At 69.0% G+C, this 15,462-nt stretch carries 12 protein-coding genes and 1 tRNA gene; 9 read left to right on the forward strand and 4 right to left on the reverse strand.

What is annotated here, in order from left to right; genetic code table 11:
* Positions 1 to 26: 26 nt before the first annotated feature.
* From KF887_09450 to KF887_09485, 8 genes are all read left to right on the forward strand, one after another.
* Complete coding sequence (locus KF887_09450; GenBank protein ID QYK43289.1) at positions 27 to 1,235, forward strand: N-acetylmuramoyl-L-alanine amidase; 1,209 nt, start codon at positions 27 to 29, stop codon at positions 1,233 to 1,235.
* A gap of 120 nt (positions 1,236 to 1,355) precedes the next feature.
* Positions 1,356 to 3,905: a PBP1A family penicillin-binding protein gene (locus tag KF887_09455; protein ID QYK43290.1), complete on the forward strand. Its 2,550-nt coding sequence runs from the start codon at positions 1,356 to 1,358 to the stop codon at positions 3,903 to 3,905.
* Positions 3,906 to 3,990: 85 nt separating this feature from the next.
* Positions 3,991 to 5,118: a peptide chain release factor 2 gene (gene prfB / locus KF887_09460; GenBank protein ID QYK43291.1), complete on the forward strand. Its 1,128-nt coding sequence runs from the start codon at positions 3,991 to 3,993 to the stop codon at positions 5,116 to 5,118.
* Positions 5,119 to 5,203: 85 nt separating this feature from the next.
* Positions 5,204 to 5,971, forward strand: coding sequence for a DUF2189 domain-containing protein (locus KF887_09465; protein QYK43292.1), 768 nt, complete (start codon positions 5,204 to 5,206; stop codon positions 5,969 to 5,971).
* A gap of 94 nt (positions 5,972 to 6,065) precedes the next feature.
* Positions 6,066 to 6,140: transfer RNA gene (locus KF887_09470), tRNA-Glu, on the forward strand.
* Positions 6,141 to 6,264: 124 nt separating this feature from the next.
* Complete coding sequence (locus tag KF887_09475) at positions 6,265 to 6,981, forward strand: hypothetical protein (GenBank protein ID QYK43293.1); 717 nt, start codon at positions 6,265 to 6,267, stop codon at positions 6,979 to 6,981.
* 590 nt (positions 6,982 to 7,571) lie between these two features.
* On the forward strand, positions 7,572 to 8,801 hold the full coding sequence (locus tag KF887_09480; protein QYK43294.1) for an alanine--glyoxylate aminotransferase family protein: 1,230 nt from the start codon (positions 7,572 to 7,574) through the stop codon (positions 8,799 to 8,801).
* Between the two features lie 96 nt (positions 8,802 to 8,897).
* Positions 8,898 to 9,545: a DUF3047 domain-containing protein gene (locus tag KF887_09485; GenBank protein ID QYK43295.1), complete on the forward strand. Its 648-nt coding sequence runs from the start codon at positions 8,898 to 8,900 to the stop codon at positions 9,543 to 9,545.
* A gap of 14 nt (positions 9,546 to 9,559) precedes the next feature.
* Here KF887_09485 and KF887_09490 read toward each other — a convergent pair whose 3' ends face one another.
* The gene (locus KF887_09490; GenBank protein ID QYK43296.1) at positions 9,560 to 10,243 is read right to left on the reverse strand and encodes a D-lyxose/D-mannose family sugar isomerase; all 684 of its coding nucleotides are present in this window, start codon (positions 10,241 to 10,243) and stop codon (positions 9,560 to 9,562) included.
* Positions 10,240 to 11,616, reverse strand: a complete 1,377-nt coding sequence (locus tag KF887_09495) for an MATE family efflux transporter (protein QYK43297.1) — start codon at positions 11,614 to 11,616, stop codon at positions 10,240 to 10,242. Before KF887_09495 ends, KF887_09490 begins: the two co-directional genes overlap by 4 nt.
* Before the next feature lie 65 nt (positions 11,617 to 11,681).
* Here KF887_09495 and KF887_09500 point away from each other — a divergent pair, with 65 nt between their 5' ends.
* Positions 11,682 to 12,296 carry a TetR family transcriptional regulator gene (locus tag KF887_09500; GenBank protein ID QYK43298.1) on the forward strand — a complete coding sequence of 205 codons (615 nt, stop codon included), beginning with the start codon at positions 11,682 to 11,684 and terminating at the stop codon, positions 12,294 to 12,296.
* On the opposite strand, the gene KF887_09505 is transcribed toward KF887_09500, so the two are convergent.
* Positions 12,272 to 13,090 carry a hypothetical protein gene (locus KF887_09505; protein ID QYK43299.1) on the reverse strand — a complete coding sequence of 273 codons (819 nt, stop codon included), beginning with the start codon at positions 13,088 to 13,090 and terminating at the stop codon, positions 12,272 to 12,274. The genes KF887_09500 and KF887_09505 overlap by 25 nt on opposite strands.
* On the reverse strand, positions 13,087 to 15,375 hold the full coding sequence (locus KF887_09510) for a glycosyltransferase (protein QYK43300.1): 2,289 nt from the start codon (positions 15,373 to 15,375) through the stop codon (positions 13,087 to 13,089). Before KF887_09510 ends, KF887_09505 begins: the two co-directional genes overlap by 4 nt.
* Positions 15,376 to 15,462 lie beyond the last annotated feature (87 nt).

Genomic DNA, 15,462 nt, shown 5'->3' on the forward strand with positions numbered 1-15,462 from the left:
CGCGCGCGCGGGGTATTCGGGGCGAGATGACGGGCATTCGGGCGGTTCTGTGGGGTCTGGCGGTCTGGCTGGCACTCGCTCATGGCGGTGCGGCGCAGGATCTTTCGGCGCTGGCCCGGCTGGAACCGGCGCGATCGGCGATCGCTGCCGCGGGCGACGCGGTCGAGGTGCAGCTTGGCATCACCCAGCCCGTGCCATGGCGCGTGCGCGTGCTGGACGGCCCGCCGCGCCTGGTGCTGGACACGCGCGAGGTGGGCTGGCGCGGCGTTCTGGCGCTGCGCCGGGCCGGGCCGGTGACGGGACTGCGCGCGGGGCCGCTGCGGCAGGGCTGGTCGCGGCTGGTGATGGAACTTGACCGGCCGATGGTCGTCGATCAGGCCGCGATGGAGACCGGGACGGGTTCGGTGCGGATCCTGCTGCGGCTGGTGCCCGCCGATGCCGCGACCTTTGCCGCCCGCGCGGCGCTGCCCGATCCGCCGGGCTGGGCGCTGCCCCGGGGGGTCGACCTGCCCGCGCCGCCGTCGCGGGGCACCGGGCCGATGATCGTGGTGCTGGACCCCGGGCATGGCGGCATCGACCCCGGCGCCGAGCGCGACGGGCTGACCGAAGCGAACCTGATGCTGGCCTTCGCGCGGGAACTGAAGGAGGACCTGATCCGCGAGGGCGGCTTTTCGGTGGTGATGACGCGCGACGACGACGTGTTCGTTCCGCTGGAGACGCGGATTTCCATCGCACGGGCGGCGGGCGCGCATGTCTTCGTGTCGCTGCATGCCGACGCGCTTGCCGAGGGGCAGGCGACGGGCGCCACGCTCTACACCCTGTCCGAGGCCGCGAGCGACCGGGCGGCGGCGGCGCTGGCCGAGCGCCACGACCGCGACGACCTCTTGTCGGGGGTCGATCTGACGGGACAGGACGATCTGGTGGCCGAGGTGCTGATGGACATGGCCCGCACCGAAACCCGGCCGCGGGTCGACCGCCTGGCGCTGGCCATGGAAACCGCGATCAAGGCGCGGGGTCTGGTGATGCACCGGCGGCCCCGGCAGTATGGCGCCTTCTCGGTGCTGAAATCGCCCGACATTCCGTCGATCCTGATCGAACTGGGGTTCCTGTCCTCGGCCCGCGACCTGAAGCGCCTGACCGATCCGGACTGGCGCGCACGCATGGTCGCGTCGATCCGCATCGGGCTGACCGCCTGGGCGGCCGAGGATGCCGCACTGTCGGCGCTGCGCGACTGACGCAAACGTGCGGGCGGCGGGGCGCGGTTTTCCGCCGCGCGGTTTTGCGCCGGACGCGGGTTTCCTGTAAGACGGTCGAAAGGCCCCGTCCGCGGGGCGTCTTTGCGTCAGGGGGTCGGTGTGGTCCGGTTCGTGGGGTCGTTCTTCGGTGCCATCTTCACGATGGTCACCCTGGGTGTGTTCTTCATCGCGCTGGTCGTGGGTGCGGTGTTCCACATGTATACCCGCGACCTGCCCAGCCATGACAGCCTTGCGCGCTATGCGCCGCCCACCATCAGCCGGATCTACTCGGGCGAGGGGCAACTGATGGACGAGTTCGCCAAGGAACGGCGACTGTTCCAGCCGATCGAGGAAATCCCCGACCTGGTGAAACACGCCTTCATCTCGGCCGAGGACAAGAACTTCTACCTGCACAAGGGATATGACGCGCGCGGCATGGCCGCGGCGGCGATCGAGGCGATCCGGTCGCGCGGCCAGAACCTGCGCGGCGCATCCACCATCACGCAGCAGGTGATGAAGAACTTCCTGCTGTCGGGCGACCGCACGGGCGAGCGCAAGATCAAGGAGATCATCCTGGCGACGCGGATCGAGGAGGTGCTGTCCAAGGACAAGATCCTGGAACTGTACCTCAACGAGATCTTCCTCGGCCAGAACAGCTATGGCGTCGCCGCCGCCGCGCAGACCTATTTCAACAAGATCCTGTCCGAACTGACGCCCGCCGAGGCCGCGATGCTGGCGGCCATGCCGCAGGCACCCAGCCAGTACCACCCCGTCCGCGCCAGGGAACGTGTCACGCAGCGCCGCAACTACGTGCTGCGCGAGATGCACGAGAACGGATACATCGACCGCGCGACGATGGAGGCCGCCATCGCCGAGCCGCTGCGCAGCGTGCAGAACGGCGACTATCCGGCCTTCCGCGATGCGCTGCCGCCCCGCGACTACTTCACGGAAGAAATCTCGCGCCAGCTGTCGGGCCGGTTCGGCGAGAACGAGTTCTTCGGCGGCGGCCTGACGATCCGCGCCACGATGGACCCGGACCTGCAGCGCGCGGCGGCGCGCGCCCTGCGCGACGCGCTGGAACGCTATGACCGCGGCCTGGGCATCTGGCGCGGGACGGCAAAGGTCGTCGCGGCCGACAAGCTCGGGTCCGAGGCGGACTGGCGCACGGCCCTGGCCGAGGTGGACGTGCCCCGGGACGTCACCGGATGGTTCCCGGCCGTGGTGCTGTCGACCGAGGGCAAGTCGGCGCGCATCGGAATCGAGGCGGTGGCCGAGGACGAGGACGGGCATTTCATCCCTGCCGAGGATGTCACCTGGGCCCGCAAGCGCCAGGCCGATGGCCGGCTGGGTGCCAAGGCCAAGGTGCCGGGCGATCTGGTGTCGGCGGGCGATGTCGTGCTGGTCCGCGCCGTGACCGACAAGGAGGGCAAGTTCACCCGGTGGTCGCTGCGGCAGGTGCCCGAGATTCAGGGTGCGTTCATGGCGATGGACGTGACCTCGGGCCGGGTTCTGGCGATGCAGGGCGGGTTTTCCTACCAGCATTCGGTGTTCAACCGCGCCACGCAGGCGATGCGGCAGCCGGGGTCGGCCTTCAAGCCGTTCGTCTATGCCGCGGCGCTCGACAGCGGGTTCTCGCCCGCGACCATCGTGGTCGACGCGCCCATCGAGGTGGACACGCCGCAGGGCATCTGGCGCCCCAAGAACGCGTCGAACAAGTACTACGGGCCCACGTCGGTGCGTGTGGGGATCGAGCAGAGCCGGAACCTGATGACGGTGCGGATCGCGCAGGAGATCGGGATGGCCACCGTTGCGGGCTATGCCGAACGCTTCGGCGTCTACAACCGGATGAACCAGGTTCTTGCGGCCTCGCTGGGTTCGGACGAGACGACGCTGTTCCGGATGGTTGCCGCCTATGCGATGTTCGCCAACGGCGGCGAGCGGGTGGAACCCACGCTGGTCGACCGCGTGCAGGACCGGACCGGTGCCACGATCTACCGCCACGACCAGCGGATCTGCGACGATTGCCGGCTGGCCAGCCTGAACCCCGGGTCGATCCCCGACATCGTGTCGAAACGCGACCGGGTGATGGATGCGGTCACCGCCTATCAGCTGACCTCGATGCTGCAGGGCGTGATCACCCATGGCACGGCGCGGGGCATCAACCTGCCGGTGCCGGTGGCGGGCAAGACCGGCACGACCAACGATGCCAAGGACGTGTGGTTCGTGGGCTATACCTCGAACATCGCGGCGGGCTGCTACATCGGCTACGACCAGCCGCGCAGTCTGGGCGGCGCCTCGGGCGGCGGAACCTGCGCACCCGTCTTCCAGTCCTTCATGGAGGTGGCGATCAAGAAATACGGCGGGGCGCGGTTCGCCGTGCCGCCGGGCGGGTATTTCCGCAAGATCGACCGCTTCACCGGGGCCATCCTGCCGGATACGGCCAGCGGGCCGAACGTGGTGTCGGAATACTTCCGCGAAGGCGAGGATCCGCTGGCGGGGCTCGGGCTCTATGTCGACGGCGGCTTTGGCATGGGGTCGAACCTGCCGCTGTTCTCCTATGGCGAGACCGAGGGCGAGGGCGGGCAGGTCGTCACCACGGCCACCGGCGAAACCCGCGTGGTGCCGAAGAAGGCCGATTTCGGCACCCTGTCGGCGGGCGGGCTGTACTGAGCGCGGCGGCCGCGCCCGCCTTGCCCGCCACCCCGCTTGCCGCTATCACCGCGGCCTGACCAAGCCATCCCGAAGGACCCGCCCGATGCGCGCCGAGACGCAAGCCCATGCCGATGCCATCCGCAAGACGCTGACGCTTCTGGCGCAGCGGATGGACATGGAAACCGCGCAGCACCGGCTGGAGGAGTTCGACGCCATGATCGAGGCGCCGGACCTGTGGAACGACCCGGCCAAGGCGCAGAAGCTGATGCGCGAGCGCCAGGAACTGCTGGACGCGCTGTCGACGTGGCGGCTGCTGGACAGCGGGCTGCGCGACAACCTCGAACTCATCGAACTGGGCGAGGCCGAGGGCGAGGCCGATGTGGTGGCCGAGGCAGAGGCCGCGCTGAAGGCGCTTGTCGTCACGGCCCGCGAGAAGGAGCTCGAGGCGCTGCTGGATGGCGAGGCCGACGGCAACGACACCTTCCTCGAGGTCAATGCCGGGGCAGGGGGCACCGAAAGCTGCGACTGGGCGGCCATGCTGGCGCGCATGTACACCCGCTGGGCCGAGAAGAAGGGCTACAAGGTCGAACTGCAAAGCATGACCGACGGCGAAGAGGCGGGCATCCGCTCGGCCAGCTACAAGATCAGCGGCAAGAACGCCTATGGCTGGCTGAAGTCGGAATCGGGCGTGCACCGCCTGGTGCGGATCAGCCCCTATGACAGCGCGGCGCGGCGCCACACGAGCTTCAGCTCGGTCTGGGTCTATCCGGTGATCGACGACAACATCGAGATCGTCATCCCCGACAACGAGATCCGCATCGACACCTACCGCTCGTCGGGCGCGGGCGGCCAGCACGTGAACACCACCGATTCCGCCGTCCGCATCACCCACCTGCCGACGAACATCGTCGTCACCTCCAGCATGAAGTCGCAGCACCAGAACCGCGAGATCGCGATGAACGCGCTGCGGTCGCGGCTCTACCAGATGGAACTGGACAAGCGGAACGCCGCGATCAACGCCGCCTACGAGAACAAGGGCGAGGCGGGCTGGGGCAACCAGATCCGCAGCTATGTGCTGCAGCCCTACCAGATGGTGAAGGACCTGCGGACCGGGGTGGAAACCAGCGATACGCAGGGCGTGCTCGACGGCGACCTCGACCGCTTCATGGCCGCGACCCTGGCCATGGACGTGGCCGGCAAGAGCCGCGCCGAGGCGCAGGCCGAGGGCTGAGGCCGCAGCCAAGCTGCATTGCATTCGCATCTTTGCGGCGGGCGCCGCGCGGCGCTATCGTGATCCCGAGGAGAGGGAGAACCGCATGTCCGCACCGGCGCCCGCACCACCCGCCACCGTCCGCTTCGTCACCGCCCGCGATCTGGCCGACAGCCTGCGCGCGGGCTGGCAGGATTTCCGGCGCGCGCCGGCCTTCGGGCTTTTCTTTGCGGCCGTCTACGTGGCCGGGGGATGGCTGATCTTCTGGGCGCTGACGACCAAGGGCGCGCTCTGGTGGACCCTGCCTGCCGCCGCGGGCTTTCCGATCCTCGGCCCGTTCGTCGCCTGCGGCCTCTACGAGGTGTCGCGCCGGATCGAGGCGGGCGAGCGGCTGGACTGGCCGGGCGTGCTGGGCGTGGTGCTGCGCCAGAAGGACCGCCAGATCCCGGCGATGGCGGCCGTGGTGGTGGTGTTCTTCCTGTTCTGGAACTTCCTCGCGCACATGATCTTTGCGCTGTTCCTGGGCCTGTCCACGATGACCAACGTCACCTCGTCGCTGGCGGTGTTCCTGACGCGCGAGGGCGTCATGATGCTGACGGTCGGCACCATGGTGGGCGCGGTCTTCGCCGGAACGCTCTATGCGCTGACGGTGGTCAGCCTGCCGATGCTGCTGGACCGCGAGGTGGATTTCGTGACGGCGATGATCACCAGCGTCTCGGTCGTGCTGGCCAATCCGCTGGTCATGGGGCTGTGGGGGGCGGGGATCGCGCTGTCGCTGTTCGTGGCGATGCTGCCCTGGTTCCTGGGGCTGTTCGTCGTGCTGCCGGTGCTTGGCCATGCCAGCTGGCACGTCTATCGCCGCGCGCTCGACTGACGCGGCGGGGCGCCGCGCGGCCGCGTCGCGGGCGCGCATTTTTCCCCTTGCACCCCGCCGCCCCCCCCGCTAGATACCCGCCACACCGAAGCGCGGCCCGTTCGTCTATCGGTTAGGACACCAGGTTTTCAACCTGGGAAGAGGGGTTCGACTCCCCTACGGGCTGCCACTTCCTTCTGTAAGTCATTGGTTTTGCTGCGCATTTTCTAAGCGCCAAAATCCTACTACAGAACTGCTACAACGAAAAATCAGCCCCTTTTGCCCGCCGAAGCGCGGGGGCCCGTTGCGCATTCGTGAATGGCCAGCTTGCCCCAATCGCCGCCTGCGCTGCACAATGCGGCGAAGGATCGGTCGAAGGGATTGGCATGAGGGACGATTTCAAACAAGCCGAAGTAGCGAAGCTTGCACGACAAAGCGGCTATGTCTGTTCGAACCCTTCGTGTCGAAGGGCGACGGTCGGACCAGACGGCGACGGTGGAAGCGCGAGTATCGGAGTTGCCGCACACATCGCTGCCGCGGCGGCAGGCGGGCCAAGGTTTGACCCTACTATGACGCCGGAACGGCGGTCATCTATCGAAAATGGCATATGGCTTTGCCAGACGTGCAGCCGCCTGATCGACACCGATGTTTCTAGCCATCCTGCCGATACGCTTGTCGAATGGAAGAGGCTGTCAGAAATCCAAGCATACCTTGCACTAAGAAATCTTGAAGTTGTTCGGTCGCGCAACTTCAAAGACCTTGAACGCAAGATGCCCGAACTAATCGCAGAAATGCGGCAGGACATACAGAAACACCCTTTCGCGCGCGAGATAGTTATCATGTCGAAAGAATGGATCTACAACGGGTCCGGGAAGATGATCTTTTTTTACTACTTCGAAGAACATGAACACCTTCGGGAAAAGATGAAAATCTGCGAAAACTACGGGGCCGTTGTGAACATTACTTTCAACAACGTTGACAGGTATGAGTTCACCGAAGATTTCGCCGAATATCTCGAAAACCCCAACTGAATACGACAACCGCAATGAAAAAAGCCGCCCCCGAAGGGACGGCAGTTGCTTCCTATTGGCCTTGAGGAAGATCAGCAGGCCTCGGCGTAGAGGCCCACAAGGGCCGCGCCGGGGGCGATGCCCGCAGCGGTGCAGGCCTGGCGCAGGGTGGCCCCTGCGGCGACCCGCAGCACGGCGAGCGGCGGGAAATCGGGCCGCCCTGCCCCTGCCAGCCAGGCGACGTGCCGCGCCCGTCCGGGCGGCGGTCGCCGGCGCTTCGGCCCGGTCCGTCCGGGCGCATGATCCCGAGCCGGCAGGAACGGGGCAGGCGCGCCCGCGATGGCCTCGGCGGCGCGCGCGGTCGCCCGGCGGGTGCCGTGGTCCCGCCGCCGATTCGTCCCCCGTGGTTAACGCCATCCTGCCCATCCGCGCGTCGGGACAGATGCCAGACGCATGCCAGACGCGGGCCAGACGTGTGCCAGCATCGGAAAACCATGCCGGAACAGCGGGTTGCCCGGCCGTTCGGTGCCCTCTGGCCGACCCGGCCCCGCCACCCCCGCTTCCCTCTCCCGCGCGGCTCGCATATCCATGGGCCACCGCAGGAGACCCCGATGCAGCACCCCCCCGCCGTCCGCCCCGCCACCCTGTCCGCCGGCCGCACCTATCTGGCGATTCCCGGTCCCTCGGTCATGCCGGACCGCGTGCTGGCGGCAATGCACCGCGCCGCCCCCAACATCTATGCGGGCGGGCTGCATGACCTCGTGGCGGGTCTCTGGGACGACCTGCGCGCCGTGGCGATGACGCGCCACCACGTCGCGGCCTATATCGGCAACGGCCACGCCGGGTGGGAAGCCGCCAACACCAATCTTTTTTCCCGTGGGGACAAGGCCCTGGTGCTGGCCACGGGCCGTTTCGGCAACGGCTGGGCCGACAGCGCCCGGGCGATCGGGGTCGAGGTGGAACTGCTGGATTTCGGCCGGTCCGCCCCGGTCGACATGGCCCGCGTCGAGGCCGCGCTGCGGGCCGACAAGGACCGGAAAATCAAGGCCTTGCTGACCACCCATGTCGATACCTCATCGTCGGTCCGCACCGATATCGCGGCGCTGCGCCGCCTGCTGGACAGCACCGACCACCCGGCGCTGCTCTGCGTCGACAGCATCGCCTCGCTGGGCTGCGACGAATTCCGGATGGACGACTGGGGGGTCGACCTGATGGTTGCCGCCAGCCAGAAGGGCCTGATGACGCCGCCCGGCATGGCGTTTGTCTGGTTCAGCGACAAGGCCCGGAAATCCTGCGAGAATTCCGACCTCCGCACGCCCTATTGGGACTGGCGCCCCCGGGTTTTCGGCACCGAGTTCTGGCAGCATTTCGCGGGCACCGCGCCCACCCATCACCTCTATGGCCTGGCCGAGGCGCTGACCATGATCCTGCGGGAAGAGGGGCTGGCTGCGGTCTGGGCCCGGCACGAGGTTCTGGCCCGGGCGGTCTGGGCTGCCTTCGATGTCTGGGCCACGGGCAACCCCGCGATTTCGCTGAACGTTTCCGATCCGGCGGATCGCGGCCGGTCGGTCACGGCGGCCCGCCTCGGCAGCCCCGACGCGACCCGCCTGCGCGACTGGACGGAACAGCAGGCGGGCGTGACGCTGGGCATCGGCCTCGGCATGGCCGCCCCCGGCGACCCGGCCTGGCACGGCTTCCTGCGGGTGGCCCACATGGGCCATGTGAACGCCCACATGACGCTCGGGGTGCTGGGGGTGATGGAGGCGGGCCTTGCCGCGCTGGGCATCCCGCACGGGGCGGGCGGCGTTCAGGCTGCCACCCGCGTCGTGGCCGGGGCCTAACGCCGCCATCACGGTGCCGCGATCCGGGCCGCGGGCTGAAACCGGCGGGCCGCGGCGCGCGTATCATCGGGCAGGTCATCCGCACGGAGTTTCCGCATGCCCGCCCGCATCCTGCTTGTCGCCCTGGTGCTGTTGCTGTCGGCCCCGGCCCGGGCCGCCGGCCCCGTGGACTTCGGTGCCTGGACGGAACAGCGTTTCTCGCTGTTCTCGCCCGCGCTGTTCCGGCAGGGGGCGGACCGTGTTGCGGTGCGGGCGGACCGGTCCGTCTCGCTGATCTGGCGGGCGCTGCCCGCGCCGTTCTGGCCTGCCCGCAGCGCCCGCTGGACCTGGGACGTGACGCAGGGCGTGCCTGCGACGGACCTGACCGTGAAGGGCGGGGATGACCGCAACCTGGCGCTCTACTTCGTCTTCATGCCCGAGGATCGCGCCCGCGCCTTCGGCAGCCGCCCGAACCTGCGGCGGCTTCTGGGCGAGGATCAGGCGCGCGTGCTGGTCTATGTGCGGGGCGGCGATGCCGCGCGCGGCGCGGTCCTGCCGTCGGCCTATCTGGGGGCACGGGGGCGGACGGTCGTGCTGCGCGGGCCTGAAACGGGGCGGTTTTCCGAGACGGTCGATCTGGCCGCCGACCATGCCCGCGCCTTTGGCGGGCCGCCCATGGCATTGGTGGGCCTCGCGATTTCAGCCGACAGCGACGACACCGCAACCCTGATCGAGGCCAGCCTTTCGGGCCTGCGCATCGACTGACAGGCGGCGATGGATCAGCCCAGCCAGCGGTCGTAGTCCGAGACAAGCAGGTGCAGCGGCGCCTCGTCCTCTTCGATCTCGGCGAAACGGCCGATGGGGTCGCGGAAGATGTTGTCGGTCAGGTCGTCGTTGACGGTGCTGACCTCGCCGATCAGCACATCGCCCCCCTCGCCCCAGAAGGCATGCCAGTCGCCGGGCATCAGGGTGACGCTTTCGCCCGGGGCCAGGCGAAGCTTCTCGCCCGGGGCATAGCTGCGCGCCAACCCGTCGCACAGCACGCTGCCGCCCCGGTCGGCGGCAAACCCGCCCCGGTCGTCGGATCCGAACAGTTCGATCACCAGCGTCGCGCCGCCGCGGTTGATGATGTCTTCCGCCTTGATGACATGGGTGTGCATCGGCGACAGCTGATCCTGCCGCGAGATCAGCAGCTTTTCGGCATAGGCCATGCCGCGGCCGGCGGTCAGGTCGTCCAGCCGTCCGTTGCGCAGGGTGAACAGGAACAGGCCCAACCGGTCGAAATCGCCCTGGCCATAGTCGGTGATGTCCCACCCCATGCGTGCGGCGGCGATGCGGGTTCCCGGTGCGCGGGCCCGGAACGTGTCGGGCGACCAGTAGGCGAACGGCGGCAGCACGAAGCCCTGGGCGCGGATCATGGCGTCCGCCTGCGCCATGATGCTGTTGATCCGGCTGCGTTTCATGGACAATCCCCTGCGGTTGCGGGGCGGAGGTTAGGCCGGTCCGCGCCCGCGCTCAAGCGCGTCAGGCGCAGGAAATGCGCGACCAGCAGGCCGCCCGCGACGATCTGCGCGGCCAGCCATCCGCCCCAGACACCCGGCACGCCAAGCCCCGCGTCATGCGCCAGAACCCAGGCGGCAGGCAGGCCGAGGCCCCAGAAGCACAGGGTTGACACGCGTGCCGCAGCCGAACTGGCCGACAGTCCGCGCAGCGCGCCGACCATGGTCGACTGGATCCCGTCGAAAAGCTGCATCGCGGCAAAGACCACGAAGATGACGGCGGCCAGCGCCACGACCTCGGGGTCGGGGCTGATGGTGGCGGCGATGGCGCGGCCGCCGGCCGCCAGCAGCACCATGGCCCCGCCGAGCCACAGCATCGCCGCAAGAAGCCCCGACCAGACCACCGGGCGCAGACGGTCGGGTTCACCCGCCCCGCGCGCCTGCGCCACCCGGATCGCGACCGCCTGCGCGATGCCGAGCGGCAGCATGTAGATCAGGCCGCCCACCGACATCGCCACCTGGTTGGCTGCCAGGGCCACCGCCCCGAACGTGCCGATGATCAGGGTCAGCACGGTCAGCGCGCCGGTCTCGGCCAGATACATCATGCCCATCGGCGCACCTTCCCGCGCGCCCGCGCGCACCTCGGACCAGTCAAGCCGGCCGCGCAGGCGCAACCTGCGGGTCGAGGGGGCAAGCCGCCACCAGGCGAGCGCGGCCGCCAGGGCCAGTGTTTCCGCCAGGACCGAGCCGATGCCCGCCCCCGTCAGCCCGAGCGGCGGGATCGGCCCGGCGCCCCAGATCAGCACATAGTTCAGCGGCACGTTCAGCACGGCGCCGAGATAGGCAAAGGCCGTGCCGATCCAGGGGCGGCCCACCGACTCGAACACCGATTTCAGCACGATCAGCATGGCGAAGGGCAGGGTGAAGCCCGCGATCAGGCACCAGTAGGGGAACAGGATCGCCAGCACCTCGGGCGGCTGGCCGAACAGCGGCAGCAGCGGCCAAGCTGCCACCATGGCCAGCGCGCCTGCGGCCCCCACGAGCGCCCCCAGCACGAGCCCCGCCTTGACCATGGCGGTCAGGCTGCGTCCGCGCCGCGCACCGAAGGCGGCGCCGATCCGCATGGGCACGCCCGAGATCAGCCCGTAGACCGTGGCACCGACGATGATGGAGAACGAGAACGCAAGGCCCGCGCCCGCCAGCGGCACGGCCCCCAGCGGTGCCAGCATGATCGTGTCGGTCACGCCCAGCAGGGTGGACGCGGCCATTCCGGCCACGATCGGCAGGGAAAGGCGCAACGTGCCCGGCATTTCGGCCCGGATCGCGGCGAGGGTCATCTTGCGGGTCTTTCGGTGTTCGCATACGGTGTGTATGCGAAACTCCTAGATCACATACGGATGGTATGTCAACTGCCCGAAAGACGCGCGCCGAGACCGCGCAGGATACTGCCGACGCGTTGGTGACCGCCGCTCGCGCGGCCTTTGCGACCGAAGGATATGCGGCGGTGTCCCTCGACACGCTGGCCGAACGGGCCGGGGTGACGCGCGGCGCGCTTCACCACCACTTCGGCAACAAGGCCGGCCTGTTCGAGGCGGTGCTGCGCCGCGTCGACGGCGAACTGGCCCAGGCCATGCAGGCGGAATGGGAACTTGCGGCCGAGCCCTGGGACGGGTTCCGCCGGTGCTATCACCGGTATCTGGATGCCGCACTTGCGCCCGGCGCCCGGCGCATCCTGTTCTGCGATGCCCCTGCGGTGCTGGGTCTGAAGGCCGTGGACATCCTGCTCGAGTCCGGGTTCGGTGAACTGGTGGCCGACCTGCAGACGCATGTCGCCGCGGGACGGGTGCGACCGCTGGACCCGGTGGCCCTGGCGCACATGCTGAACGGCGCCACGATCCAGCTTGCGTTCTGGGCGGCCGAGGCCCCCGATGGCGAGGACCGGTTGCCCCGCGCCCATGCGACGCTGGCCGCCTTGTTCGACGGCCTGACGGTTCAGACCACCGCGCGGTTGTCGTAGCGGTAGACATCCCGAAGCTCGCGGTTCTGCCGTTCGAACAGCGCCTCGATCCGGGCGATCAACTCGGGCGTGCGCAGCGGATCGGCTTCGGCGGTGCGATGGTAGGCGGCCAGATAGACCTGCCTGACCTGTTCGGCCGGGACCGCGGGGTCGCGCATCAGGGACGCGATCTCTTCCAGGTCGCAGAGCCGGAGCGAGGGGTTGGTCAGGTGGCGCGGCACGGACCAGTCCATGTCCGTCAGCCCCGTCAGACGCTCGACCGTGGCGCGGATTTCGGTATGCGGCGCAATGACAAGCGGCGGCAGGGGAAACACCCGGGCCCACCGCAGGAAGAAGGCGACAACGTCGATCTGCGCCGCCCGCCGCGCCGCCATTTCCTCGAAGGTCTTGCCATCGAAGGGGTTCCGCGCGGCAAGGTAGCGGTCGAAGTTCTGCTTCATGTGCTGGGAATAGTCGCCGAGGCAGAAATGGCTCCACGGGCGCAGGAAAACCAGTTTCTGAACCGGCACGCGGGCCGCGCGCGCCAGCCGCGACAGCGGCTGCGCGTCGCGCTCGACCGCGAAAAGATCCTCGTGGGACAGGATCACCCGGGTCGCGCCGCCCTCGAAAAGCGCCTCGAACCCGGCCTCGTCGATCCTGGCGAGGTCGCGGGCGTTGCCGGGGTGGCCGGTGCCCGGATGCGGATAGGCGATGCCTGCCGCCGCCAGCCGGTCGCGGTTCTGCAGCAGCACCCGTTGCAGGTAGGTCGAGCCCGCCTTCGGCGCGCCGATATGCAGAAGGATCGTCCGTGTCATTCGGCCGCGCGCTTCATCGCCGAGCTTCGCGGCAGGTCCGGGGCCAGGCGTGACGCAACCTCGGCCAGCGGCCCGCCGAGCGCCCGCAGGTCGATCCGGCGGTCGGCATCGGCCACCGGCGGCATGTCCCATGCGCGCGCCAGCCCGTCGGCAACGCCGCGCGCCGTGCCGTCGACCGACAGGATCGCGGGTGTCAGGCGCGACAGATCCTTGGTGGCGAAGCGGTTCGTGACCACGCGCGCACCCGATGCCGCCATCTCGATCGGCGGATGGCTGGGGTGCGGCGAATGCATCAGCGACAACCCCATGTCGATGCCGAGAAGCCAGTTCGGATAGTCCTCGAAGGGCAGTTTTCCCAGGCTCTGCATCACGATGCCATTTGCCAGCGTCACCGGATCATGGCGCAGGCCGACCGAGAGCACCTCGACCATGTCGGGCGTCAGGCCGCGTGCGGTGATGAAATCGGTCAACCCCTCGACGGCGGTCGGGAACATGTTGCGCGGCACCTCGGGGCGGCCATAGACGGCGATGCGGCGCGGCCCGCCGCGATCCGGGCGTGTGCCGCGGGCGTAGCGGTCGATGTCGATTGCCGGATGGAAGGCTGGCGCGTCGGGCGTTGCGAAGCCATGGCCCAGCATGGCGAAATAGTCCCGCAGAAGCGTGGTGTTGAACACCGCGTCGAAGTCGAGGCCATAGCTTGCCTCGGCCTCGGCATGTTCGGGGCCCCAGGCATAGAAATTGGGCTCGTAGTCCTGGATCATGTAGAGGAAGCGGCGGCGTTTCAGGTCGGCCTCGCGGATCAGCCGGTCGGCGGCATGGGCTGTCCACCATGCGGTGGCAAGGATCGCGTCCTCCGGATGGAAGGCCAGCGTCTCGGGTGTCACGCCACAGGCAAAGTCCACGCGGTCAGCGGCGCCTGTGGCGTCGTCGTCGCGGGTCATGCGGCCCAGAAGCAGGCGGCGCGAGGCATCGGCCGATCCGACGGGAAGATCGCTGGCGACAAAGCGCACCGGAACACCGCGCCCGGCAAGCATCAGGCCAAGGTCGATGGCCGTCGCGATTCCGGCAAAGATCTCGGTCGGGTTCAGCGTCGGCACCAGGATCTGCAGTGCCGGCGCGGGGGCGTCGGCGGTGGCGCGGAAGCGCAGCGCCTTGCGCCGGTCGATGATCGCGGCGGCGGGGCGAGGGGCCTGCGCCGGCTGGAGGCTTTTCGGCACCACGGGCAGCGCGCCGGGCGACAGGCTGAACAGCCGTTCGTCGAACCGGTCGAGCGCCGCATTCATCCCCGGGCCCAGGGCCTCGCGCAGGGCCCAGACCATGCGGCCCATCGACACCACGCCCTGCGCCCATGCGGTATGGGCAAGGCGCAGGTGCCCCGTCAGTGCCAACCGTGCGGCATCGGCCCAGTGCCGCAGCGTTCCCGGCCCCCGGCGCAGGTAGGGACGCAGCGGCGCCACGCGCGCCGCGCCGTGGCGCAGTTGCCCCAGTTGCACGCAGTCGGTCAGCCGGTTGTGCACCGAATGGGCAAGGTAGCGCGCAAGGGCATAGGCCGCCGCCTCGCGCCGCAGCCATGTCATGCCGGGCAGGCCGATCCGCAGCGCCCGCGCGCGGCGATCCACCGCGCCATGGGCGTTGGCGCCGTGCTGGCGATAGTCGACCAGTGCTTCGGGGATCAGGGCGGTGCCCTCGGTCGCCTCGGCCAGCAGCGCGACCCAGAGGTCATGGTAGAAATGCACGCCGGCCTGCGGCGGAAAGGGCAGGGCGCGTTCCACCAGGCTGCGGCGCATCAGCACCGTCATGCCGGTGACGTTGTTCCGCAGCAGCAGTCCGCGCAGCCCGGGGCGGCGGTGGCGACGTTCAAAGGCGAACATCGACGGATGGATGACGCGGTCTTCGGCATCAATCAGCCGGGCATCCGAATGCACCAGCGCCGCGCTGGTGCTCTGCAGCGTCTCGGCGCCCCGCGCCAGGCGATCGGGGTGCCAGATGTCATCCTGGTCGCACATCGCAACCAGAGCCTCGGGCCCGGCCAGATTGAGCACCCGTTCCAGCCCGGCCTCGAAGGCCCGGGGCGCGTCGAGCTTCTGCGGCGGCTCCACGATCTCTGCCGGCAGCCCTGCCGCATGCGCGGCCTTGCGGACAAGGGCGCCGGACGTCCGGTCTGCAACCACGAAGACGACACATTTTGGCGGCAGCGTCTGCGCCGCGACCGAAGCAAGCTGCGCGGTCAGGAACCTGGGCTGGGGCCGGAATATGGGCAGAACAATGAATACGTCGGGTGACATGCGCGGGGTCGATCGCTCCAAGCGTGGGTCGGTCCGGCGCGGGGACCCGTGCGGTGACGCCTCGTCCTATCGCAGAAGCGAGACTCC

The organism is Paracoccaceae bacterium, assembly GCA_019454225.1.
Taxonomy (GTDB): domain Bacteria; phylum Pseudomonadota; class Alphaproteobacteria; order Rhodobacterales; family Rhodobacteraceae.